Origin of the sequence: Mesorhizobium qingshengii (assembly GCF_027563465.1) — a bacterium.
GTDB lineage: Bacteria > Pseudomonadota > Alphaproteobacteria > Rhizobiales > Rhizobiaceae > Mesorhizobium > Mesorhizobium qingshengii_A.
The window spans coordinates 165,335-188,651 of sequence record NZ_JAPFQA010000005.1 but is presented as its reverse complement, the minus strand read 5'-3'; the positions used below and the strand labels follow the sequence as shown (position 1 = coordinate 188,651).

At 62.4% G+C, this 23,317-nt stretch carries 28 protein-coding genes and 1 tRNA gene; 17 read left to right on the top strand and 12 right to left on the bottom strand.

Annotated elements, in window-relative coordinates; translation table 11 throughout:
• Positions 1-5 precede the first annotated feature (5 nt).
• Positions 6-737 carry a hypothetical protein gene (locus OOJ09_RS14300; protein ID WP_269905831.1) on the top strand — a complete coding sequence of 244 codons (732 nt, stop codon included), beginning with the start codon at positions 6-8 and terminating at the stop codon, positions 735-737.
• Positions 738-799: 62 nt separating this feature from the next.
• Here OOJ09_RS14300 and OOJ09_RS14295 read toward each other — a convergent pair whose 3' ends face one another.
• Together OOJ09_RS14295 and cysE are read right to left on the bottom strand one after the other, a co-directional pair.
• Positions 800-1,003 carry a DUF3126 family protein gene (locus OOJ09_RS14295; RefSeq protein ID WP_091578397.1) on the bottom strand — a complete coding sequence of 68 codons (204 nt, stop codon included), beginning with the start codon at positions 1,001-1,003 and terminating at the stop codon, positions 800-802.
• Between the two features lie 152 nt (positions 1,004-1,155).
• Positions 1,156-2,004, bottom strand: a complete 849-nt coding sequence (cysE, locus tag OOJ09_RS14290; RefSeq protein ID WP_269905830.1) for a serine O-acetyltransferase — start codon at positions 2,002-2,004, stop codon at positions 1,156-1,158.
• Positions 2,005-2,130: 126 nt separating this feature from the next.
• Here cysE and OOJ09_RS14285 point away from each other — a divergent pair, with 126 nt between their 5' ends.
• Complete coding sequence (locus tag OOJ09_RS14285) at positions 2,131-2,736, top strand: hypothetical protein (protein WP_269905829.1); 606 nt, start codon at positions 2,131-2,133, stop codon at positions 2,734-2,736.
• A gap of 41 nt (positions 2,737-2,777) precedes the next feature.
• Here OOJ09_RS14285 and OOJ09_RS14280 read toward each other — a convergent pair whose 3' ends face one another.
• Entirely contained in the window at positions 2,778-3,683 is a 906-nt protein-coding gene (locus OOJ09_RS14280; protein ID WP_269905828.1) for a LysR family transcriptional regulator, read from the bottom strand.
• Positions 3,684-3,805: 122 nt separating this feature from the next.
• On the opposite strand from OOJ09_RS14280, the gene OOJ09_RS14275 reads away from it, so the two are divergent.
• The 7 genes from OOJ09_RS14275 to speB all read left to right on the top strand — a co-directional run bounded on the left by OOJ09_RS14275 (position 3,806) and on the right by speB (position 9,677).
• Positions 3,806-4,798 (top strand): ABC transporter substrate-binding protein, encoded by a 993-nt coding sequence (locus OOJ09_RS14275; protein ID WP_269905827.1) that lies wholly within the window; start codon positions 3,806-3,808, stop codon positions 4,796-4,798.
• Between the two features lie 100 nt (positions 4,799-4,898).
• Entirely contained in the window at positions 4,899-5,681 is a 783-nt protein-coding gene (locus OOJ09_RS14270; RefSeq protein ID WP_269905826.1) for an ABC transporter permease, read from the top strand.
• A gap of 11 nt (positions 5,682-5,692) precedes the next feature.
• On the top strand, positions 5,693-6,463 hold the full coding sequence (locus tag OOJ09_RS14265; RefSeq protein WP_269905825.1) for an ABC transporter ATP-binding protein: 771 nt from the start codon (positions 5,693-5,695) through the stop codon (positions 6,461-6,463).
• Positions 6,460-7,215 carry an SDR family NAD(P)-dependent oxidoreductase gene (locus OOJ09_RS14260; RefSeq protein ID WP_269905824.1) on the top strand — a complete coding sequence of 252 codons (756 nt, stop codon included), beginning with the start codon at positions 6,460-6,462 and terminating at the stop codon, positions 7,213-7,215. Before OOJ09_RS14265 ends, OOJ09_RS14260 begins: the two co-directional genes overlap by 4 nt.
• A complete protein-coding gene (locus OOJ09_RS14255) occupies positions 7,209-7,916 on the top strand; it encodes an SDR family NAD(P)-dependent oxidoreductase (protein ID WP_269905823.1) in 708 nt (235 codons plus the stop codon). Before OOJ09_RS14260 ends, OOJ09_RS14255 begins: the two co-directional genes overlap by 7 nt.
• Positions 7,917-7,928: 12 nt before the next feature.
• Positions 7,929-8,699: a creatininase gene (locus OOJ09_RS14250; RefSeq protein WP_269905822.1), complete on the top strand. Its 771-nt coding sequence runs from the start codon at positions 7,929-7,931 to the stop codon at positions 8,697-8,699.
• A 12-nt stretch (positions 8,700-8,711) separates the two neighbouring features.
• On the top strand, positions 8,712-9,677 hold the full coding sequence (speB, locus tag OOJ09_RS14245) for an agmatinase (RefSeq protein ID WP_269905821.1): 966 nt from the start codon (positions 8,712-8,714) through the stop codon (positions 9,675-9,677).
• A 116-nt stretch (positions 9,678-9,793) separates the two neighbouring features.
• Here the strand turns inward: speB and OOJ09_RS14240 are convergent, their stop codons facing one another.
• Genes OOJ09_RS14240 through OOJ09_RS14230 form a run of 3 tightly spaced genes read right to left on the bottom strand, consistent with a single transcriptional unit; the run spans position 9,794 to position 11,766 of the window.
• Complete coding sequence (locus OOJ09_RS14240) at positions 9,794-10,561, bottom strand: alpha/beta fold hydrolase (RefSeq protein ID WP_269905820.1); 768 nt, start codon at positions 10,559-10,561, stop codon at positions 9,794-9,796.
• A gap of 20 nt (positions 10,562-10,581) precedes the next feature.
• Positions 10,582-11,145, bottom strand: coding sequence for a DUF192 domain-containing protein (locus OOJ09_RS14235; RefSeq protein WP_269905819.1), 564 nt, complete (start codon positions 11,143-11,145; stop codon positions 10,582-10,584).
• A 24-nt stretch (positions 11,146-11,169) separates the two neighbouring features.
• Complete coding sequence (locus OOJ09_RS14230) at positions 11,170-11,766, bottom strand: cold-shock protein (protein WP_269905818.1); 597 nt, start codon at positions 11,764-11,766, stop codon at positions 11,170-11,172.
• Positions 11,767-11,983: 217 nt separating this feature from the next.
• On the opposite strand from OOJ09_RS14230, the gene gloA reads away from it, so the two are divergent.
• Positions 11,984-12,424, top strand: a complete 441-nt coding sequence (gene gloA, locus OOJ09_RS14225; protein WP_269905817.1) for a lactoylglutathione lyase — start codon at positions 11,984-11,986, stop codon at positions 12,422-12,424.
• 148 nt (positions 12,425-12,572) lie between these two features.
• The gene (locus OOJ09_RS14220; RefSeq protein ID WP_269905816.1) at positions 12,573-12,866 is read left to right on the top strand and encodes a DUF2218 domain-containing protein; all 294 of its coding nucleotides are present in this window, start codon (positions 12,573-12,575) and stop codon (positions 12,864-12,866) included.
• Between the two features lie 5 nt (positions 12,867-12,871).
• Here the strand turns inward: OOJ09_RS14220 and OOJ09_RS14215 are convergent, their stop codons facing one another.
• Both OOJ09_RS14215 and ilvA read right to left on the bottom strand, forming a co-directional pair.
• The gene (locus OOJ09_RS14215; protein ID WP_269905815.1) at positions 12,872-13,432 is read right to left on the bottom strand and encodes a DUF1697 domain-containing protein; all 561 of its coding nucleotides are present in this window, start codon (positions 13,430-13,432) and stop codon (positions 12,872-12,874) included.
• A complete protein-coding gene (gene ilvA, locus OOJ09_RS14210; RefSeq protein WP_269905814.1) occupies positions 13,429-14,685 on the bottom strand; it encodes a threonine ammonia-lyase IlvA in 1,257 nt (418 codons plus the stop codon). Before ilvA ends, OOJ09_RS14215 begins: the two co-directional genes overlap by 4 nt.
• 203 nt (positions 14,686-14,888) lie before the next feature.
• Here ilvA and OOJ09_RS14205 point away from each other — a divergent pair, with 203 nt between their 5' ends.
• The 3 genes from OOJ09_RS14205 (at position 14,889) to OOJ09_RS14195 (ending at position 17,529) form a co-directional block, all read left to right on the top strand.
• On the top strand, positions 14,889-15,089 hold the full coding sequence (locus OOJ09_RS14205; protein ID WP_269905813.1) for a hypothetical protein: 201 nt from the start codon (positions 14,889-14,891) through the stop codon (positions 15,087-15,089).
• A gap of 59 nt (positions 15,090-15,148) precedes the next feature.
• A complete protein-coding gene (locus OOJ09_RS14200; RefSeq protein ID WP_269905812.1) occupies positions 15,149-16,222 on the top strand; it encodes an alpha/beta hydrolase in 1,074 nt (357 codons plus the stop codon).
• A gap of 143 nt (positions 16,223-16,365) precedes the next feature.
• Complete coding sequence (locus OOJ09_RS14195) at positions 16,366-17,529, top strand: alpha/beta hydrolase (RefSeq protein ID WP_269905811.1); 1,164 nt, start codon at positions 16,366-16,368, stop codon at positions 17,527-17,529.
• Positions 17,530-17,553: 24 nt separating this feature from the next.
• Here the strand turns inward: OOJ09_RS14195 and ade are convergent, their stop codons facing one another.
• A complete protein-coding gene (ade, locus tag OOJ09_RS14190) occupies positions 17,554-19,371 on the bottom strand; it encodes an adenine deaminase (RefSeq protein WP_269905810.1) in 1,818 nt (605 codons plus the stop codon).
• Positions 19,372-19,511: 140 nt separating this feature from the next.
• Entirely contained in the window at positions 19,512-19,931 is a 420-nt protein-coding gene (locus OOJ09_RS14185; protein ID WP_269905809.1) for a SecDF P1 head subdomain-containing protein, read from the bottom strand.
• 141 nt (positions 19,932-20,072) lie between these two features.
• Between OOJ09_RS14185 and OOJ09_RS14180 the strand changes: the two genes are divergently transcribed.
• The 3 genes from OOJ09_RS14180 to OOJ09_RS14170 all read left to right on the top strand — a co-directional run bounded on the left by OOJ09_RS14180 (position 20,073) and on the right by OOJ09_RS14170 (position 22,259).
• Positions 20,073-20,738, top strand: a complete 666-nt coding sequence (locus OOJ09_RS14180) for an outer membrane protein (protein ID WP_269905808.1) — start codon at positions 20,073-20,075, stop codon at positions 20,736-20,738.
• A gap of 323 nt (positions 20,739-21,061) precedes the next feature.
• Positions 21,062-21,325, top strand: a complete 264-nt coding sequence (locus OOJ09_RS14175; protein ID WP_269905807.1) for a hypothetical protein — start codon at positions 21,062-21,064, stop codon at positions 21,323-21,325.
• A 592-nt stretch (positions 21,326-21,917) separates the two neighbouring features.
• Entirely contained in the window at positions 21,918-22,259 is a 342-nt protein-coding gene (locus OOJ09_RS14170; protein ID WP_269905806.1) for a hypothetical protein, read from the top strand.
• Positions 22,260-22,310: 51 nt separating this feature from the next.
• On the opposite strand, the gene OOJ09_RS14165 is transcribed toward OOJ09_RS14170, so the two are convergent.
• A tRNA-Leu gene (locus OOJ09_RS14165) sits at positions 22,311-22,395 on the bottom strand.
• Positions 22,396-22,832: 437 nt separating this feature from the next.
• Positions 22,833-23,201: a hypothetical protein gene (locus OOJ09_RS14160; protein WP_269905805.1), complete on the bottom strand. Its 369-nt coding sequence runs from the start codon at positions 23,199-23,201 to the stop codon at positions 22,833-22,835.
• Positions 23,202-23,317 lie beyond the last annotated feature (116 nt).

Sequence of the window (23,317 nt, the reverse complement as noted above, 5' to 3'; positions counted from 1 at the left end):
CTGAGATGAAGCAGGCAGCGATTGCCGACGGCCCCGAACTCACCGTGGTCGATTCCACGCTGATGAAGCGGGTGTTCTACGTGTTCGCGGCGTTGGCCCTGCTGTCGATAGCGATCAGCCTAGGCGGCAAATGGTTCGGCCGTTCGATCGCGATGGCCGGATATACCGACGATGCAACGATCCACGAGGTGGTGATCGGTAACAATGTCATCGCCGTGCCGGCCAACGTCATCCGTTTCGCCCAGGCCCGTCGCGACGGCATCGCCTCGCGTCTCGACCTCTATCTGCGCTACCCCCAGATGGACGGCTACAGCGAGGCCGCGCGCGACGATTTCAACCACACGGGGGCGAGCGGGAACATCATCTTCCTGTCCTTCGAGCAACAGATGATGTCGCGTGACATGAGCGGCCGTTTCGCGCCGATCTACAGCGCGTTGATCACGCAGCCCGGCATTGCGGGACCTGGCGGCACGACGGTGTACGGCTTCAACGAAAAATCAGGCTATCTGAACGAGGTGCTGGTTGTCGGCAAGCGTCCCGGCAAGGACCCCTTCGTGGCCCGCTGCCTGAGCGGTCCGAGTGCCGACGAATCGCTGGCGCCTTGCGAGCGTGATATCCGGGTTGGCGACGAGCTCAGCCTCACCTATCGCTTCCCCAGGGAGTTTCTGGGCGATTGGCAGGCGCTTGACGTGTCGGTCGCCGCCGAAGCCGCGCGCATGCTGAAAACGGGACATTGAAAGATCAGGGTGGCAAGGCCGGCCGCCGTCCGTGCGGCGTGGCCAGCCTTGGCCCTGCAGGCTCAAGCCAGGTCGATGTCGAGGATCGCCATCGAGAAATTGTAGTCGCCGTCGTCCTCGTCCTTGAAGACGATGCCGAGGAACTCGTCACCGACATAGACCTCGGCCGAATCTTCCTTGCGCGGCCGTGCCTTGACCTCGATCTTGGGGTTCTGGAAGACGCGCTTGAAATAGGCGTCCAGCTTTCTGATTTCGTCCGGCTTCAACAGTCTTCTCCGATCATCGGGCTTGCTCGTTCGAACGCGCTTCTGGCACGTCGACAATGGCGATGTAAAGGCAAGCGGCCTGATAAGACGAGAACAACCGCCCACTCATACCCACGGCCGGAATCCGGCCGCGGCCCGCGGGTACGTGAAAATCAGATGTCGAAGCTGACGACCTGATCCATCGTCTGCGAAGGCAGAAGCTGGTCCATCTGACGCGACGGCTGATCGCAGCCGGTTTCGCCGACCACCCGGGCCGGAACGCCGGCAACCGTCTTGTTGTGCGGTACTGGCGACAGCACCACCGAGCCGGCCGCGATCTTCGAGCAATGACCGATTTCGATGTTGCCGAGGATCTTGGCGCCGGCACCGATCAGCACGCCATAGCGGATCTTGGGGTGACGGTCGCCACCGGCCTTGCCGGTGCCGCCCAGCGTCACGCCGTGCAGGATCGACACGTCGTCCTCGATCACCGCCGTCTCGCCGACCACAAGCCCGGTGGCATGATCGATGAAGATGCCCTTGCCGATGCGGGCGGCCGGATTGATATCGGTCTGGAAGACCGAGGATGAACGGCTTTGAAGGTAGAGCGCGAAATCCTTGCGACCCTGGTTCCACAGCCAATGCGCCAGCCGATGGGTCTGGATGGCGTGGAAACCCTTGAAATAGAGCACCGGCATGATGAAACGGTCGCAGGCCGGATCACGGTCGTAATAGGCCTGGATGTCGACACGCACGGTCGTCGGCCAGTCCTTGTCGTCGGCCAGCATGGTCTTGAAGGTCTGGCGGATGAGATCGGAGCCGATATCCTGATGGGCAAGCCGTTCCGCGATCCGGTGAATGACCGCCTCCTCCAGGCTGTCCTGGTTGAGGATCGTCGAATAGAGGAAGGCGGCGAGCAGCGGGTCGCGGTTGACCGCTTCCATCGCTTCGTCGCGGATAGAGCGCCAGATCGGATCGACCGGCTGCAACGCGCTGTGTCGGGAAATGCTGATGCTGTTCATCGACGTCTCGTCCTGCCGGCTTGCCTAGTATCCGGCCGCACATATAAGCCAGAACGTAGCACGATTGAACTCAATTTTCCTTAGTGCATTGTCAAATGGATTTGGTTCGCGGGAATTCAAGCCGCCATGGAAAACGAACCCTTGATCGACAACGCGCTGAAAAGCGCGCTTTCAGCGCTCTACAGCGCCGAGGGCCGCCACTACCACAACCTTGCCCATATCGAGGCGATGCTGGCGCTGGCCGGCGAGTATCGAGGTTTGCTCGGCGATTGCGAAGCCGTCGAAGCGGCGATCTGGTTCCACGATGCCGTCTATGACAGCAAGGCGAAGGACAACGAGGCGCAAAGTGCTGCGCTTGCCGAGAAGAAGCTGGCCGGCCGCGCCGGTCCTGCACGCCTCGACCGCATCAAGGCGATGATCGTCGCTACCGCCACGCACCAGCCGCCACGTTTCGACGACGCGACGGCGACACGGGACGCCAGTCTTTTCCTCGACATGGACCTGTCGATCCTGGGCGCCGCGCCGGCTGCCTTCGACGCTTATGAGCGCGCGATCCGCCGGGAATACGATTGGGTGGAAGAGCCAATGTGGCGCGCCGGCCGCGGCGCGGTGCTGAAGAACTTCCTTGCCCGACCCCAGATATTCCACAGCGAGGAATTTCGCCAGCGTTTCGAGCCGCAGGCCAGATTGAACATGGCGCGGTCGCTGGAGGCCCTGCAGAACCTCTCGTGATTTCGGCCGAGATCGGCAGCCCGGCGCGCTTGCGTCCAACCCTACCCTGCCACAGGCGCTGCATTGAACAGTGCTCCGAGAAACGCCTGAACAAGCGAGCGCTGGGCGTCGGTCTTGCGATAGGCGACGCGGTGTATGGAACTGAAGGCATAGGCCCTTGGCTTGATTGCCCGCATGTCTCCAGCCACGACCCAGGGGTCGGCGAAGTGGCACGGCAGAAAGCCGATAAAGTTGCCCGACAGGATCAGCATCAACTGCGCCTCCATGTGAACGACCGACGCGCTCGCACGCGGATGGCCGACAAGGTAGAGATCGTCGAAATGTCGATAGCTGCGCACCGAGAACCGCGCGGCGTCGATGGCGCTCTGGTCGATCCTTGAATCGGGGACCGCAAAAAGCGGGTGCTGGCGCCCGCAATAGAGAAGATGCGGTTCGCCGCAGTAATCCCGATAGACGACGCCGGGCGCCTTCTGCGACAGCGGCCCGATGACGACGTCGCGGCCACCATCGGCGACCTGTTGCTCAAGTTCGGACGGCGTGCCCACCGAAAGGTCAATGAAGACATCGGATTCTGGCCCCATGAAGCGGCTGAGGGCGTGCTGGATACCCAGTTCACCGCTCGTGAAGACCCCATCCGACGTACCGACCCGCAAGCGACCCGACAGACTGCCGCTGGCCGCGTTGATGCGGTGTCCGAAATCGTCAAGGTCGCGGAACAGCTTCTGCGCCGCATCATAGGTCGCCTGTCCGACCTCGGTCAGGCGGAATTGTTTGCGCCCACGATGGCAGAGCTGGGTACCGATGCGTTTCTCCAACTCCGCCAGATGCGTACTGAGCGTCGGCTGCGACAGGTTGAGCGTGATTTGCGCGGCGGCGAAACCGCCTGAATCGGCCAGTGCCACGAAAACGCGAAGCAGGCGGATATCGATATTGTCCAGCCGGCGCATGCCACTCCTCCATCGTCGATACAGCGATGCATCGATATTATTCGATGTATCGTTCTAAATAAACTCATTTACATCAATGTCAGAAATCGCGAGCCTGCGCGGAACAAAATTGGGGAACAATCATGAAACCGTTACTCGGCACCGCGTTGTCCGCAGCTCTTTTGCTCGCCAGTTCACAGTTGGCGCTCAGCGCCGACCAGATCCGCATCCTCGCGCCGACATGGCTGGGATTTGCGCCTGTCCATATCGCCAGCGATCTTGGCTGCTTCGCCGCCAAGGGCCTGGACGTCAGCATCAAGTTCGAGGACGACCTGACCAACGTCATGGCAGCGATGGCGCGCGGCGACATAGAGATGCAGATGCGCTCGGTCGGCGAGTATCAGGGCCGGCCGCGCGACGCCTCGACGCCTGGCATCATCATCGGCACGATCGATGAATCCGTTGGCGGCGACGGCGTCATCACCGATGACAAGATCAAGTCGGTGGCCGATCTCAAGGGCAAGGTCGTCGCGGCCGAGCCGAACATTCCATCACGCCTGCTGCTGCAGATGGAGCTCAAGCAGGCTGGCCTTTCGCTGAAGGATCTCCAGATCAAGGACATCGCGACGGCCGATACGGGCGCGGTGTTCGTCGACGAGTCCATTGCCGCGATCGCGACCTACGAACCGTTCATGTCGCAGGCGCTCAAGGCCTCGACCCGTCCGGGTGCCCGCATGCTGATCTCCTCGAAGGATCATCGCGGCATCATCATCGACGCGATCATCGCCCGCAACGACGACTTCAAGGCGAACCCGGACAAGTACACCAGGTTTCTCGGCTGCATCTATGATGCTGTCGATTTCATCAAGGCCGAGCCGGACAAATTCGCCGACATGGCCTCCAAGCATTTCGGCCTGACACCTGCCGAAGTGACCGACATCGTCAACTCCAGCCTGTCCTACACGACACTCGCCGAATCTCTTGCCTACATGGGCAAGCCGGGAGGAAAAGGCACGCTGCACGGGATCTTCGACACGGTCATGGATCTCAATCTGGAGAATGGCGCCGCCGACAACAAGCTCGTCGCGGCCGACCAGATCGACAATTCGGCGATCAGCAAGATCCCGGCAAAGTAGCGGCCACGCCGACCGAACCAGCAGCCTCCTGGCGGCTGCCGGCGGTCATTCCGGCTCGCCGTCGGTGACGGTAGTTGTTCAGCCATCCGGGGACAGTGATTTGTTCAGCAGCCTGTTTGTCTTCCGCGGCCGCGCGTCGCCGATGGTGGAGTTCGCCGTCAGTGTCGCGGCTGCCGTGATTGTCGTTGCCCTCTGGGAGTTGGCGGCGCGCGCGGGCATCATCGCGCCGCAGTTCCTGCCGTCGCCGAGCCGGGTCGTCATCGCCCTGTGGACGATGCTGACCGAGCAGAACCTGCTCTGGCACGTCGCGGTTTCGACCGCTCGTGTCTGGATCGCCTTCCTGCTCGCCGCCGTGATGGCGATCCCGATCGGCATCATGATGAGCAGCTACCGGATCGTTGGCGCCGCCCTGGAGCCGATGATCGATTTCATCCGCTACCTGCCGGTCCCCGCACTCGTGCCGCTGTCCATCATCTGGTTCGGCGTTGGAGAGGAGACCAAGATCTTCCTGCTCTGGCTAGGTACATTCTTCCAGCTCGTGCTGCTCGTTGCCGACGATATGCGGCGCGTGCCGCAGGAATTCGTCGAGGTTGCCCGCACCGTCGGCGCCAATTCGAGGCAGGTGATGATCGACGTCGCCTTGCGCTGGATGGGGCCGACGCTGCTCGACAACCTCCGCATCACGCTCGGCTGGTGCTGGACCTACCTGATCATCGCCGAGATCGTCGCCGCCGATTCCGGCATCGGCTACGTGATCTGGACGGCTCGTCGCTTCGTCAAGACGCCCGAGGTCATGGCCGGCGTCGTCGTCATTGGCTTGATCGGCCTGGTCACCGACCAGCTTCTGCGCCTGCTTCACCGCCGGCTGTTCCGGTATCTGTGAGGGGCATGACAATGACCGGATATGTTCAATTCGTCGACACGGCAAAGTCCTTCGGCCCTGTCAATGTCGTGCGCAAGACCAGTCTTGGGCTGGACCGCAATTCGCTGGTCGTCTTCCTCGGCCCATCGGGCTGCGGCAAGACCACCTTGATGCGCATGGTCGGAGGGCTTGACGAACCGAGCTCGGGCTCGATCCTGCTTGGCGGCGAAAAGGTCGTCAGGCCGGACCGGCGACGTGGCATGGTGTTCCAGTCCTATTCGTCTTTTCCCTGGCTGACCGTCGAGAAGAACATCGCTTTCGGGATGCGCTATCGCAAGGATCTCGACGGCGCGGAAAAGGCCGAGCGTATCGGTCACTATCTCGACCTGTTCGGGCTTGCCGACTTCGCCGGCTCCTATCCGAACCGGATCTCGGGCGGCATGCGCCAACGCGTGGCCATAGCGCGCACGCTGGCTGCCGGCTCGGATGTGCTGTTGATGGACGAACCCTTCGGCGCACTCGACGCGTTGACGCGCGAGCGCCTGCAGGTCGAGCTGCGGCAGATCCAGATCCGCGAGGAGAAGACCGTCATCTTCGTCACCCATGATGTCGAGGAGGCGGTGTTCCTTGCCGACCGCATCATCCTGTTCTCGCGCCGGCCGGCCTCGATCGTCGCCGACATCGACGTGGCGGCCGAGCTTGGGCCGGACCGGCCGCTGGAGATCCGCGAAACCCAGAAATTCTTCGAGCTCCGCAACAAGGTCCTGCATCTGATCCGCAATGAGACCGGAGCGGTCGTATGAGCCTCTCCTTCTCCGGGAAGACGGTGGTGATCACCGGGGCCAGCCGCGGCATCGGGCTCGGCATCGCCAAGGGCTTCGCGCAGGCTGGCGCCAGCCTGCACCTCATCGCGAACGACCCTGCCGTGCACGAACGGGCGCGTGAACTGGGCGCCAGCAGCGCGGAGGCCGATATTGCCGATCGTGCGGCTATCGCGGCGGCACTCGAACCGATCGCTCGCATCGACGTGCTCATCAACAATGCCGGCCTCGAACTGATGACGCCGATCACCGACAGCAGCGATGAGACGGAAGCCGCCTTCCGGCGCATCATCGAGATCAACATCATCGGCACGGCGCTGGTCACCGCGCGCGCGCTGCCGCGCATGCGGGCCGGTGCGTCGATCATAAACACCGCATCGATCTGGGGCCGCGTCGCCGAAGCACGGTTCGGCGCCTATGTCGCCTCCAAGCACGCCATCATCGGCCTGACCAAAACCTGGGCCAAGGAACTTGGATCCAAGGGCATCCGCGTCAACGCGGTCTGTCCCGGATGGGTCCGCACGCAGGCGTCGATGCGCTCGCTTGGCCGCATGGCCGAGCAAGGCGCCGTCAGCGAGGCGACGCTGCTCGAGAGCATCGTCGGCGCGCAGGCCCTGCCGGGCCTGATGGAGCCGGCCGACATGGCCGGGACCTATCTGTTCCTGGCGTCGGACCTGGCGGCCGACATCACCGGGCAGTCGCTCGGCGTAGACAGGGGAGAAGTGCCTTGGTAACCCCGCTCCAGGGAAAACGCGCGCTGGTCACCGGCGCGGCCAGCGGCATCGGCCGCGCCACCGCGCTCGCTTTGCGAGACGCGGGGGCCAGCGTTCTCGGCTTCGATCTCAAGGCATCCGGCGGCGATATCCCGATCCTTGCCTGCGACCTCTCCATCGAGGCCGACATCATTGCCGCGGTCAGGCAGGGCGCGGAGCGGATCGGCGGCTATGACATCCTCGTCAACAATGCCGGCATTCTCCAGGAAGCGCCGCTTGGCGCGATTTCGGTCGACCACGTCGACCGCATGTTCGCCGTCAATGTGCGCGGCGCCATCATCGTGGCGCGGGAAGTCCTGCCATATCTTCCCGATGGCAGCCGCATCATCAACATCGCCTCCGAACTCGCCTATCTCGGCCGGGCGAGCGCCTCTGTCTATTGCGCCACGAAGGCAGCATTGCTCGGCCTGACCCGCTCCTGGGCGCGCGAGCTTGCCCCTCGCATCCTGGTCAATGCCGTGGCGCCGGGGCCAACCGACACGCCGCTTCTCGGCTTCGAGGCGCTGAGCGAGAGCCAGCGCGCGCTGGAAACGACACACCCGCTGGGGCGGATCGGCCGACCGGACGAAATCGCCTCCGCGGTGGTCTTCCTGGCTGGCCCCGGCGCCACCTTCTTCACCGGACAATGCCTGGGCGCCAATGGTGGCGCGGCGATGCTTTGAAATGAGATGTTCATGAAAGACCGCATTCTCCTCGCTGAACTGCCGTGGCCCGAAGCCGAGAAACGGATCGCCGCCGGCGCTCCTGTCTTCCTGCCGCTCGGCGCGACCGAACAGCACGGCCACCACATGGCGATGAATGTCGACGTCGTCATCCCGACCGCCATTGCCGAGAAGGTGGCGAGGCAGGTCGGCGGTCTGGTGGCGCCGACCATCGCCTACGGCAATCGCTCACAGCCGAGGACAGGCGGCGGTCCGGCTTTTCCCGGTACGATCAATATCACGGCGCATACGTTCTCGCTGCTGGTCAAGGATGTGATCTGCGACCTCTATCGCCAGAAGGTCCGGCGCATCGTCGTGCTCAATGGCCACTATGAGAATATCGGCCCGTCGATCGAGGGCATCGAACTCGCGCTCGACGCCATCGGCCGCGAGCGTGCGACGGATCTGACGATCCTGCGCATCGACCATTGGGACATGGTGCGCGCCGAAACGCTGGCGAAAGTGTTCCCCCACGGTTACCCCGGCATCGAGCTCGAGCACGCTAGCGTGATCGAGACCTCGATGATGCTGGCGCTGCGTCCGGAACTCGTCGACCTGGGCAAGGCGCTGCATGACGGTCCCGCACAGTTCAAGCCCTATGACCGCTATCCGAGGCCTACCGAGGAAGTACCGCCGTCCGGCGTGCTATCGCTGACCGAGGGCTCATCGGCGGAAAAAGGCCGATGGTTGCTCGGCGACTGCGAGACCCGCATTGCGGATATTGTCAAACGTGAATTCTCCTGAGGTGTCGATACCATGAGCAGCAATTTCTTCCAGCCGATCGACGCTTCCGCCGTTCCTCGCTTCGCCGGGCTCTCGACCTTCATGAGACTGCCGGCCGTGGCAAGCGCCAGGGGGCTCGACATCGCGCTCGTCGGTATCCCATGGGACGGCGGCACGACCAACCGCGCCGGCGCGCGGCACGGCCCGCGCGAGATCCGCAACCAGTCGAGCCTGATGCGGCGTGCCCATCACGTCTCCGGAACCGAGCCATTCAGCATCGCCAATGTCGCCGATGTCGGCGATCTGTCGGTCAATCCGATCAACCTTCTCGACGGGCTGAAGCGCATCGAGGACGGCATCGCGGCGATCGTCGCGGCGGGCGCCATTCCGCTGGCCGCTGGCGGCGATCACCTGACGACGTTGCCGGTGTTGCGCGCCATTGCGAGGAATGCGCCGGTCGGCATGATCCACTTCGACGCGCATTCCGACACCAATGACCGATATTTCGGCGACAATCCCTACACGCATGGCACACCCTTCCGCCGCGCCATCGAAGAGGGCCTGCTCGATCCGAAGCGCATCGTCCAGATCGGCATTCGTGGCTCGATCTACGAACCAGGCGAACATGACTGGGCGGTCGCCCAGGGCATCCGCATCATCTACATGGAGGAGTTCGTCAGGCGAGGCGCGGCCAGCGTCATGGAAGAGGCGCGCACCATCGTCGGAAACGCCCCCCTTTATGTGACCTTCGACATCGACTGCATCGACCCATCGATGGCCCCCGGCACCGGCACGCCCGAGCTCGGCGGCTTCACCACACGCGAGGCGCAGGAGATGGTCCGCCTGCTCGACGGATTGAACATTGTCGGCGCCGACGTCGTGGAGGTGGCGCCGCCATTCGATCTTGCCGGCATGACGGCGCTCGCCGGCGCAACGATGATGTTCGAGCTGCTGTGCGTGATGGCGAAGTCGGTTCAAGCAGCAAGAGCCTCGGACTGAGCGCGAGCCACCCGCCTGTCGAAGGTCGCGCCGAAACCGGCTTGATCCGGGCCGGCGCTGGATTGGGGTCGCGCATTTCCATGCGTCACAAGAAGGTCAACCGCCGCCGAGCCGGCTCAAAGCGGATTTTCGGCGTAGAACTCCAGCACCCGCTGCTTGAAGGTCTTGTCCCCGACGGCCAGCATATGGTCGCGACCCTCGATGGGAAAGGCCCTGGCGTTCGGCATCAAGGCCGCCAGTTCACCGGGCGAGCCGCCAATGTCGTCCGTTGTGCCGACAGCGATCAGCGTCGGCTGTGCGATACGGGCAACTTCTTCCTCGCTCAGCAGCTCCCGCGAGGCGACTATGCAGGCGGCCAGCGCCCGGCGGTCACTGCGGGTCTGGTCGGCAAAGGCGCGAAACGATCGGCCGCGCGGATGGCCGGTCGTGGCGGGATCATCGGCAAGCAGGGCCGCGGCGATCGGATCCCAATCGCCGACACCGTCGATCATACTGATGCCGAGGCCACCAAAGACGAGCGTCGCCACCTTGTCCGGATCGGACAGCGCCAGGAACGCCGCTATGCGCGCTCCCATCGAATAGCCCATGACATGGGCGCGCTGGATGCCGAGATGGTCCAGCAAGGCTGCGGCATCCGAGGCCATCTTGAGCGGCGTGTAGTCAGCCTCGTCATAACTCTTGGACGACGAACCGTGGCCGCGATTGTCGAAGGCGATGGCGCGGTAACCAGCATCGTTCAGCGTCTTGAACCAGCCGGGCGATACCCAGTTGACATAATGGGTGGAGGCGAAGCCGTGGATCATGAGCACAGGATCGCCCTCGCCCGAGGCCGGCTGGCGGTCGAGGAAGGCAAGATCGAAACCGTCATGGGAAAAAAACTGCATCGAAAGGCGATCCTTCGCGCTCAGTCGGAATCGACGTTCGGCGAATCGCCCTTGTCGGCCGGCGGCATGCCGGGAGATGACGCTGTGCCGATTGCCGGATGACGCAAGAGATCGTCATCGGCGATCCCATCCCTGGCAGCTGTGCCGGCCTTGAGTTCGAGCACGAAGCGGACCGGCACACCGGGTGAGATGATCGCCTCGGATTGCGGTTCGCCTGGCTTGATCGCGCGGATCCTGCCGTCCTGGCCGACGAATATCAGGTCCAGCGGCATCGGCGTATTCTTCATCCAGAAATTGACGTCGCGTGTCTCCTCGAAGACGAACAGCATGCCATGATCGCCCGCCATGTCTTCGCGAAACATCAGGCCGGCCTCGCGCTCGGCCTCGGTATCCGCGACTTCGATCGAGAAGGAGCGTTCGCCGCCTTTCGTCACCGCGACCAGCGGCGTCGGGTCGACAGGAAGGATCATCGCCCGGCCATCGGCCGCGCTGGACTCCGCGGAATGGAAGAAGGCGCCTGCGGCGACGATAACGGCAACTACGGCGCACATCACGCCCGCCGTCAGCCAGTTCCTGTGATTCATATGAAGTCCTCGCCCGGAACCGCCCTAGTGCGAGACCGGCAAGGTCCCCATATCGGGGTGAATTTCGGCGGCCATAAGGCCTTTGTCGCCGCGCCCGAAACGAACAAGCACGACCTGCCCGGGCCGAAGCTCGGTGATGCCGTAACGGCGCAAGGTTTCCATGTGGACGAAGATATCCTCGGTGCCCTCGCCACGGGTGAGAAAACCAAATCCCTTGGTGCGGTTGAACCATTTCACCAAAGCGCGTTCGAGGCCACTCTCCGGCGTCACCGAAACATGGGTGCGCTGCTCTTGCATCTCGGCCGGATGGACCGCGGTGGTGACATCCATGGAGAGCACTCGAAAGGCCTGCAATCCGCGATCGCCATGCTTGACGAGGCAGACCACGCGCGCGCCCTCCAGGGCCGTCTGGAAGCCGTCCTTTCGAAGACATGTCACATGGAGGAGGATGTCGCCCGAAATACCATCATCCGGGAGGATGAAACCATAGCCCTTGGCCACATCGAACCACTTGATGGCGCCGGCTATTTCGAGCAGGTCAGCGGCATCGCCGCCTTCGTCGCGCGTCAAGGCGTCGCCAAGGGTTCCGTTCCGCCCCGTCAAAGAGGCCTTTTCCCCCATAAGAATGCCCCCTTTGTTCAAGAACACCGCAACTGATTCTTGACATCAGATTAACACCGCCGCTTCCGGTGTGTGCAAGACCTGCCGTGCCTTTTTTCACGGTTCATTGCGGCAATACCGGATTTGTTCTTTGCCGGCATTGCCAGCCGCCGGGCGATTGCCCTTTGACCGGGCCAACCCTATGTTGCGCCGCAACGCAATCTGTCGAGGAAATCACATGCGCTATCTGCACACCATGGTCCGCATCGCCGATGTCGATGCCTCGCTCGATTTCTACTGCGCCAAGCTCGGTCTCAAGGAGGTGCGCCGCTACGAAAACGAGCAAGGCCGCTTCACGCTGATCTTCCTCGCCGCACCGGACGACGAGGCGAGTGGCGTCAACGAAAAGGCACCCCTGGTCGAGCTGACCTACAATTGGGACCCGGAGGACTACAAGGGCGGGCGCAATTTCGGCCACCTCGCCTATGAGGTCGACGATATCTACGCCACATGCCAGCGGCTGATGGACAGCGGCGTCACCATCAATCGCCCGCCGCGCGACGGCAACATGGCCTTCATCAAGTCGCCGGACGGCATCTCGATCGAGCTTTTGCAGAAGGGCCCGGCGAAGGCCAAGGCCGAACCCTGGGCTTCGATGGCGAATACCGGAAGCTGGTAGGCATCGACCCGCCGCGGGGCGAAAATTGCCCAACAGGCTTTGGCGTTCGGCAAGACGACGCCTATCTGTCAGGCCATCGGCCCGGCGTCGCAGCGCCGGCCCATGGTTATGTAAAAGGGCGCCTGTCCCTCCCCTGGAGAATTCACTTATGCCGACCAGCCATGCCGACGTCACCACCGAACATGCCAGCCGCTACCTGCAGCAGCTCTGCAAACACTGGGCGCACAAATTCCCCGTCGAGTTCGATCCCACCCATGGCACCATCGATCTCTCGCTCGGCCGCACTGTCTTGGATGCCGATGCGAGCGCGCTCCACATCGCGGTGACGACCGACGAAGCCGGATCGCTCGAGCGCCTTGAAGGCGTCGTCGCCGATCACATCAAGCGCTTTGCTTTCCGCGAAGAGCTGACCTTCGACTGGAAACCGGCCTCGGCGGCATAGGTATCTTACTTGCTGCCAGCCTGACCGGCTATCTCCAGCAGCGCCAGCACCGAGCGCCAGTTGCGCGCGGTGCCGGGCACCTTCAGGGTGCGCGGGATCAGCCCGGCAAACACCGATTTGCCAAGCCCATCCGGCGCATGCAGGTAGAGCACATCGCCCTTGATCTCGAAGCTCTCAGGGCCGGTGCACTTTTCAGCCAGCCTCGCCGCCTCGTCGGCGGTCGGCGCGCGCTCCAGCACATAGGCGTGCAGCTTCGTGTGCTCCGCTGCCACGTCCGGATAGGGATTTTCGCTCACCAGCCGCTCGAACCAGCCGAGATCACGCACCATGATGCGCGAATGGAAACCCCATTTCTTCTCGAAGGCTGCTTCGATCTGTTTCGTCAACGCGGCCGCGTCGCCCTTCTTCGCCCGGAACACGGCGTTGCCGCTCTGCACATAGGTGGCGACATCGGCAAAGCCGAGATCCTCGAAGAACGACCTCAACTCCGCCATCTTGACGATGCGATTGCCGCCGACATTGATGCCGGAAAACAGCGCGATGAAGACTTTTCCCGCACCGCTCATATGATGAACCCCGCCAACGTCTCGTTGTCGGTGATGTCCTGATACTGGACGCCCTCGGCCTCGAAATTCGCCTTGAGCAGGTCGAAATTGCGACGGTCCTTGGTTTCGATGCCGATCAGCACGGAACCGAAATTGCGCGCCGATTTCTTCAGATATTCGAACCGGGCGATGTCGTCGTCGGGCCCCAGCATTTCAAGGAAGTCGCGCAGTGCGCCCGGCCGCTGCGGGAAGCGGATGATGAAGTACTTCTTCAGCCCCTCGAAGCGCAGCGCCCGCTCCTTCACGTCCGGCAGCCGCTCGAAATCGAAATTGCCGCCCGAAACCACGGCAACGATGGTCTTGCCTCGGATCTCCTTCTTCGAAAAATCCTTCAACGCATCGATCGCCAGGGCGCCGGCCGGCTCCAGCACGACGCCTTCGACGTTGAGCATTTCGATCATGGTGGCGCAGAGCCGGTTCTCCGGGATCAGCCGCACGGTGTCGGCCGGAAAATCCTTGAGATGCCGCAGCGGTTCGCGGCCGATCTCGGCCACCGCCGCGCCATCGACGAAATTGTCGACCTTGGCGAGCTTGAGCCGCTTTCCCGCAGCCAGACTCTCGCGCAGGCTTGGCGCGCCGGCCGGCTCGCAGAAGACAAAGCGGGTTTCCCGGCCCTGATCAGCGAAATAATGCGTGACGCCGGCGGCAAGTCCGCCACCGCCGACCGGCAGCATGATGATGTCGGGCATGCGCGCGCCCGGCATCTGGCCTGATATCTCGTAGGCAACAGTCGCCTGGCCCTCGATGATGTCCTTGTGGTCGAAGGGCGGCACCATGTGGGCGCCCGAGCTTTCGGTGAATTCGAAGGCGGCGCGATAGCAATCGTCGAAGAAATCGCCGACCAGCCTGATCTCGACGAAATCGCCGCCGAACAGCCTGGTCTTGTCGATCTTCTGCTGCGGCGTCGTCACCGGCATGAACACCACGCCCTTCTTGCCGAAATGGCGGCAGACGAAAGCAAATCCCTGCGCATGGTTGCCGGCGGAAGCGCAGACGAACAATTCGGCCTCGTTGCCCGCCGCGAGCGTCTTGCGAAAGAAATTGAAGGCGCCACGGATCTTGTAGGAGCGCACCGGCGACAGGTCCTCGCGCTTCAACAGCACCCGCGCACCGGTCTTTTTCGACAGATAGTCGTTCTCCTGCAGCGGTGTCTCCGGGAAGATCTGGCGGATCGCGGCGGCGGCGGCAGCGACTCGGGCAGAAAAACTGTTCATCGGAAAACCACCTTGCACCGCATGTCTCGTGCCGACCTCTATCATCGATCAGGCCGCACACCCTCTGTTTGTTGCACGCGCTCGCCTCGTGCAGCCAATCCTGCCTATTGCATATCCGGCCCCTCGACGCCATTGCCCGGCCATTCATGCCCCTCTGCAACGGTATTCGCAGAATCCTCGCAAGCACTTGGCGGCGTTTGTTCATGCCTGTTGCATCGGTCGCCCTCAAAATCATGCCGCTGCTGGAATTCGGCGAGCCGACGGTGCCGCTGGTTGAGCGAACCACCGCGAGGCCCGCATACCGGCATTTCTCCCGCCGTTCGGCTTTCACGCAACAGTGCGATGGCCGTCGCAAGGCGCTGATCACATTTCGACCGGAGATGACTTACTTCCGCCGCACTTAAACTGTCCGGGAGGTGTCGCGGGGGTAGACAGGCCTTTTGGCCGGAGTGGAATTTCAGACGTGCCTTTGAAGAAGATTTTTGCGGTTGTCCTTGTCCTGCTCGTTGCCGGCTGCGCCGGCCAGCAAACACAGGAATTGCTTGGCAGTGCCGTCGTCGCGACGCAGGTGACGGAGATTGCCGGCAATCACAGCATCTTCATCGCCACGACACGCAAGAAGTCCGACGATCCAAACAAGGTTTTCGACGGCGAGCGCTCAGCCACGCTGAACTACGCCCGCGTCAGCGTCACCGTGCCCGGAATCCATCAGACTGGCCAGATAGAGCGGCGCTCGCGCGGCAAGTCGGATGACCCGGCCAAATATTTCATGGCTTCCGAGGTCGTCGGCTACGACACACAGCCGAAATTCTCCAGCGCGATCAACGCCGACATCGCGGCACGCGGCGGTCGTGTCATGGTCTTCGTGCACGGCTACAACACCGGCTTCGACGACGCAGTCTATCGCCTGACACAGATCGTCCATGATTCCGGTTATCCGGGTACACCGGTGCTGTTTTCCTGGGCATCGGGCGCCAAGACAACCGACTATGTGTATGACAAGGAAAGCGCCAGCGCGGCCCGCGACCAGTTGGAAGTAACGTTGAGGATGCTGCAGCAGTCCGGGGCGCGGCGCATCGACATTGTCGCGCATTCGCTTGGAACCTGGGTCACCATGGAAACGCTGCGCCAGTTGGCCATCACCGGCGACCGCGACCTCGGCGGCAAACTTGGCGACGTCGTGCTGGCCTCGCCCGACATCGATGTCGACGTGTTCAAGAGCCAGATGCGGCGCTACGGCAAGCCCGACAAGCCGTTCATCCTGCTGTTGTCGGATGACGATCGTGCGCTGAGGCTTTCCGGCCTGATCGCCGGCTCACGGCCACGCGTCGGCGACTACAAGGATGCCGCCGATCTTGCCTCCTACGGCGTGACGGTCGTCGACCTCTCCAAGGTCAAGGGAACGGATAGCTTCAACCACACGAAATTCGCCGACAATCCGGTACTGGTGAAGATGATCGGCCAGCGGCTGCGCGAGGATGACGGCTTTGCCAGCGACCGTGACGTGACCGATCGCATTGGCCTGCTCGGACAATAGATGCACTCGCGAGGCTTTCGCCCCGCCCGTTCACCATTGCGGAAGCCTCGGCGCACTTTGAACTGGACCGCGCCGGCCTATGGCTTTATCGGAGTAGCCAGCGACGTCATGCGTTTGACGTCCCCCTTTGCGGGAGCCGGCGTGTGACCGTGCGTCTGAAAAGCTTAGTCATCGTCGTGTTCGCGCTCGCTGTCACCGGCTGCGCCGGTCAGAACACGCATGCCCTGCTCAACAGGACGACGGTCGCCGTCCCTGCTTCGGACATTGCGGCCACGCACGAGATTTTCGTTGCCACGACACGCCGCAAGGCAACGAAGGACCCGCGGCAGGTCTTCGACGGCGATCGCTCGCTGACCACCAGCTACGCCCGCGTCGACGTGACTGTTCCCAAAGCCCACCAGGTGGGAGCGATCGAGCGGGCCAAGGGATCCGCCAACAGCAATCCGGCCAAGCATTTCACGGCGAAGGACGTCACCTTCTATGACGGCGCGCCGCAATTCGCCAAGGCGGTCGGCGCCGACATCGCCATGCGCGGCGACCGGGCGCTGGTTTTCGTGCACGGCTTCAACAATGGTTTCGATGACGGCATCTACCGCCTGACACAGATCGCGCACGACACCAAGTTTCCCGGCACACCGGTGCTGTTCTCATGGGCGTCCAGCGGCAAGACGACCGGCTATATCTACGACAAGGAAAGCGCCAACGCCGCTCGCGACGACCTTGAAGCGACGCTCAGGATGCTGGCCAAGACCCGGGTCAAGAGCATCGACATCATCGCCCATTCGATGGGAACCTGGGTGACGATGGAGGCGCTGCGCCAGCTCGCCATCACCGGCGATCGCGATCTCGGCGGCAAGCTCGGCTATGTCATCCTGGCCTCGCCCGACATCGATGTCGACGTGTTCAAGAAGCAGATGATCCGCTACGGCAAACCCGATAAGCCGTTTGCGATCCTGCTCTCCGCGGATGATCGGGCCCTCAAGCTCTCTTCCCTGATCTCAGGCGACAAGCCGCGTGTCGGCGACTACGGCAATGCCGCTGATCTCGCCAGTTATGGCGTGTCGGTCGTCGACCTTTCCCAAGCCAAGGGCGGTGATCGCCTGAATCATGCCAAATTCGCCGACAATCCGATCCTGGTGCAATTGCTCGGCGACCGGCTGCGCACGCCGGCCGGCCTTGCCTCGGACGAGACACCGCCCGCGCGGCTCGACAATCTTGGCCAGGGCCTCGGCAAGGCCGTCGGCTCGGTCGCCGAAATCGTCATCACCACGCCATTCAAGGTGCTGACCATCGCCACCGGTGGGTAAGCAACGAAGCGCGGACGGCCGATCTCAGACGAACAGATCGACCTTCTGGAAAGTCGTCACGTCGATCAGGCCGACATCGGAAATCCTCAGCTCCGGGATGACGACCAGCGCCAGCAGCGAGTGCTGCATGTAGGCGTTGTTCAGTGAACAGCCCATCTTGCGCATCGCCTCTGTCAGTTTCTCCGCCTTGGCCGCCACGATTTCGGCGCGCTCGTCCGACATCAACCCGGCGATCGGCATCTCGACCAGCGCCAGTTCCTTGCCCTTGGAGAACAGCACGACACCGCCACCGACCTCGCCCAGCCGGTTGACCGCCAACGCCATGTCCTGCTTGTTGGTGCCGACGACGATGATGTGGTGGCTGTCATGCGCGACGCTGGAGGCCATGGCGCAGTCGCCCATGTAGCCGAAACCGGACACGAAGGCGTTGGTGACGCCGCCCGTGCCCCTGTGGCGTTCGACCAGCGCGATCTGGCAGACGTCGTTGCGGCGATCCATGGCGACCAGCCCGTCCTCGACAGGAAGGTCGGCCTCGAGCGCGCGCGTTGGCGCCTGGTTCTCGATGACGCCGATGACGCGCACCCGCACTTCGTTGGCGCCCTTGGGGGCAACGATGTCGAAGTCGCCGGCCTTTAGCCTCTTGCCGAGCTTGACGGTGTTCTTCGCCGTCCGGGGATAGTCATAGGCCGGAATGTCGATTTCGAGCTTGCCGCTCTTGGCCAGCCTGACACCACGCGCATAGACCTCGTCGATGGCCATCGCGGCCAGATCCGAGACGATCAGCAGGTCGGCAAGCCGCCCCGGCGCGATCGAGCCGATCTCGCGCTCCAGCTTGAAATGCTGGGCGGTGTTGAGTGTCGCCATCTGGATCGCCGTCACCGGCTTCAACCCCTGTTGGATGGCGTGGCGCACCACCCGGTCCATATGGCCTTCGTGGACCAGCGTGCCGGAATGGCTGTCATCGGTGCACAGGATGAAGTTGCGCGGATCGATGCCGCCTTCCGTGACCGCCTTGATTTGCGAGGCGACGTCGTACCACGCCGAACCCAGGCGCAGCATCGCCTTCATGCCCTGGCGCACACGAGCGATGGCGTCCTCGGCGCGCGTGCCTTCGTGGTCGTCCTCCGGGCCACCCGCGACATAGCCATGGAACGGCAGGCCGAGATCACGCGACGCGTAGTGACCGCCAACCGTCTTGCCCGCTTTCACCGTGGCGGCGATCTCGCCCGACATCACCGGATCGTTGGCGGCGACGCCGGGGAAGTTCATCACTTCGCCGAGGCCGATGATGTTCTCCCAGGTCATCGCTTCCGCGACATCGGCGACCGTCAGCTCGGCGCCGGCATGTTCCAGCCCCGGTGCCGAGGGCACGCAGGACGGCATCTGCACATGCACGTTGATGGGCATGGCGACGGCCTCGTCATGCATCAGCCGCACACCAGGCAAGCCCAGCACATTGGCAATCTCGTGCGGATCGATGAACATCGAGGTGGTGCCGTGCGGAATGACCGCACGGCAGAACTCGGTCACCGTCACCATGCCGCTCTCGACATGCATATGCGCGTCGCAGAGGCCGGGCACCAGATAGCGGCCGCCAGCGTCGACCACCTTGGTGCCCTGGCCGATGGCGTGGCTGGCGTTCGGCCCGCAATAGGCGAAGCGACCGCCGGCAATGGCGATGTCGGTGCCGGCGATGACCTCACCCGAATGAACGTTCACCCAGCGCCCGTTGCGGATGACCAGATCGGCGGGTTTCCGGCCCATGGCGACGTCGACCAGATGCGTCGCCATCTCGGTCCACGGTTTGGGTTTCGTCGCATGCGCCGACGGCTTCTTTGCCATGAAGGACTCCTGTTTGCCCGACTGTGCCAAGCCAGCGTGGTTTTGGCCAGCGTCAAACGGTGGATCGCTTGAGGCCTACTCCATCTTCATCCCACAAAGCTCACCCGGCCTTCACGAAGGCCAATCAGCCTTCACGAAGACTATTCAGCCTTCACGCCGACCGTGACTTCCGCCTTTCCGGCCGAAATCCGTTCCGCGAGACGCCTGAGTTCACCCTCGGCGAACCTGCCGCTGACCATGACCTCGCCGCCGAGTATGGGTTCGACCAGCCGCGGCGACATCACCACGGCGCCGCCCACGCTGAGATCGAGCAGCTTCCCGACATTCGCCTTGGTCAAGGTGGCGAACGCCTTTGCGCTGTCCGGCGTCATCTGGAGGTTGAGCGCCACTTGTCCTGGCGCTGGATCGGGTACGACCACGGCCCTGGCAATGGCGAGCGTCAACGGCTCGGCGATGGCGAGGCCGCGGGCAAGCAGCACGATGGCTACTGCGGCGATCAGGCGAAACAGCATCTGGATTTCCTCCCGCAAGCCGCCGATCTTGCATGGCGCGGATGCCACGACAACACCACCTGTCCTCGCCTTGCCGATGCAGGCGCGGCGAGTGATATTTACCAGAGTCAGAAATAGAATTCCGTTTTATCACAAATGGGGATACCTTTCCTTGCAAGGATTTTTCAGACTCTTCCTTCGGGGAGTTCGATGCGTCGCCTGATGGTCGCAAGTGCTGGTTTTCTTGCCGCTCTGGCCGTGCCGGCTTTCGCGGCGGACCCGGCGGTCGATGTGCCGATGACCGCGCCCGGCTTCGACTGGACCGGCTATTACGCCGGTCTGCAGGCCGGTTATGGCTGGGGCCGATCCGATATATCAGGGACAGATGGCGGGCCATTTTCCGTCTCGCCCGACATTGACGGCGGTTTCGTCGGCGGCCATGTCGCCGGCCTGTGGCAGTTCGACCAGGCGGTGCTCGGCGCCGAGGCAGAGCTCAACTATTCGTCGATCAACGGCGCGGCCGAAATAAGCCCGGGAAACAATTTCGGCACCGACATCAAATGGTTCGGATCGGTCAACGCCAAGGCCGGATACGCGATGGATCGGCTGCTGGTCTATGGCATTGGCGGCATCGCCTTTGCCGGTATCGAAACCTCGCAAGCCGTGGGTTCGGCGTTCTCCAGCACACGCACGAATGTCGGCTGGACCGTGGGCGCCGGCGTCGACTACGCGCTGACCGACAAGTTCGTCGTCGGCGCGCAATATCGCTACTACGATTTCGGCTCCGAGCATTACGACACGCCGGATCCCTTCGTCGACCGCGATCAGAATGTGAAGCTGAACACGGTCGGCATCAACCTGAGCTACAAGTTCTGAACCTCACCGGCAGCGTGACGCCACCGGCCACGGCCGTGGCTCGATGGGCCATCTCGGCGGAAGGGAGCGGCCGACGCCCCCAGTGGGCGGGGGGATTGGGTTGGGCCTGAGAAGCGCCGGCCTTGGCGGGTCCGATCCGCCAAGCGACATCTTAGCGGTGCCTGCGGCGCGCGTAATTCCGTGATCACGCCAGCATAACCACGCCACCCGGTCTGGTTTGCGCGTTCAGGCGTGGCCAGGAGGTAGTGGGTCAGTTTGAATTTATTGCGGTTGCCTTAAGTGCTCGTTGCGCAAAAGCGAGAAATGCTGCTGAGATACGCAGCATGACCATACCGATGAATCCCGACGACCCAAAAGACGCATGGCAGATGCGCGTTTCGACGACCATCTGCGATTTCGGCATCGTTTTACGTGAGCTGCACGACAGCAATCCTTGGCCTGACCTTCCCTTGCTACCTTTTGCCATGAATTACCTGATGACCGAGTTATGGGATCATTACTTTAGCCAGACAGAGATACGAGAAGCCTTCGAGGCAGCCGTAGCAGACTTGGCGAGATATGCAGGCGGCGACGAGATCAGGCCCTAGCGAGCACTAGCGTCGCGCTTTCCATAGGTGTCGCGACCCACTACCGGCCAAGATCACGACTTGACGGCCTCTGTCAGGCGTCTGAAAAGCGGTGGTCTGCGGACGTGGCGGAATTGGTAGACGCAAGGGACTTAAAAAATAGACCGGCGCATCGTCAATAAAATCAATACCTTAACGTGCCAAATTGTTGCTCCAAAACCGCTCGGTTGAGCCGGCAATTTCGGCCACCTAAAGTTGTGCAGTCAACCCGCTGTTTTTGCTACGTTTGTTATATGCAGTGGTGCAACGATCCCGCACAAGCGACTGTTGCGGCGCGCAAGGGATCATGTGGGGAATTGTGTGGGAGAAGTATGTGAGCCGGCTTTCCTTTTCGGCTCCGGCAACGGGTTCGACCGGCCTGCTAATAGACTGCAGTGTCCACGATTGACGAATTTCCCATCGTTCCACGAGACGGAAGGACGCTAACATCAAGTCGTGTCATGTACTCCACTCCCTCCAAGGTGCGAAGGAGCCTATGGCGCTTGACCGTTAGCTCCCAAATGAGCCGGTCGTCCTCCATGAGGCAGTAGTGTGGCTGCAGCCCTGGAGGGATATGTTTGGGGTTATCGGGTATTCTCAGAAGGTCGAACAGCACTTTGACCCTGTTGTCGACATCGGCAACGTCGCTTGCCACCGACAACACGCCGGCGGGTTCATAAAAATGGACGTCCATCCTGATGAACAACGACGCGCGCTGACTTGCCACTACCACGAAGTCCAGCCCGTGTCGCTCGAAGGTCGCGACGCCGTCCCACGTGCTTTCGTTGTACGGCTTAGACACCCAATGCTTGTGATCAAGGAGGGGGTTAGTTTGCCAGAGGCGAACAAGCTGGTGGTGCATTTGGGTTCGGAAGTCGACGGCAAAGTTCAGGTGCGGGCCACCTTTGTTGCCTGATGGTATCCGGCCCAAGAAGAACAATTCAAAACGCATAGAGCAGATACCTATTGGTGCGGGCGGCGGGACTTGAACCCGCATGGCCGAAGCCTCCGGATTTTAAGTCCGGTGTGTATACCAATTTCACCACGCCCGCAGAGCACGCACATGTACGTGTGGTTTGAGATTTTGCAAAGAGCATGGGACATGCAGGCGCGCTAGATCGTGTGGGAATATCGTGGGAATTTCCCAGCTATGTGTGAAAAAACGGTCTTCAATAACTAGTCGAAGGCCCAGCTTTCCGGGCTTTTGACCCGGAGGGGAACCGCCGACCAATAGACCTAAAATCCCTCGATCTCTGATCGTACGGGTTCGATTCCCGTCGTCCGCACCACCGCTGCGATTTGCGACATGTCGGTTCGACTTTCAGGCAGCCTGGAAGCGACGGTGTTTTTGGGCGCTGCCATCACATGTCGAGCATTGCGACACGAACAGGGTGTGCGCGCGATTGCCGCGCGCTCCGTGAGTTGGAAGGGCGCAACGCCGGTCACGAAGACATCGGACACGATGGCCGTTCAATCAGCGGGGTCCCGCTCACTGAGGCAGCATGCCGACCAGGGTTTGCGCGTGAGCATGGAGCTCGCGGGCAGCCCGCCGGTATTCGATCTCGTCGCCGCTGCAAACGACCATGAACTGCGCCGCGAACTCAAGGGTGGTTGTGGCCGGGGTTGCGAACATGGTTTCCACGATCTCGGACATGCTCCTGTGGACACGCTTCAGATCGCTGTCGGAGATGCCAAAAGAGATCGAATTCCTGAGCGCTTCCCAGCGCCGAAAGCCGGCCAGGATCGGGCTTTCGTTCAAGTTTGCGGCAGAGGCCCTTTCCACTGGAGCGGATCCCATGGCTGGAATGGAGACGACCGTGCCGAGCGCGGCGCTTCTGGTCGTTGCATGAAAAATCATGTCCACGTCCCTACGGTTGAACCCAATCTCTACGGCCGGCGACCCGATGCTGCATTGCTCTAAGTCAAATCGTCGGCGACGGGCCGAAAGCCGGGAGCGTGGAACAATCCGGGGAT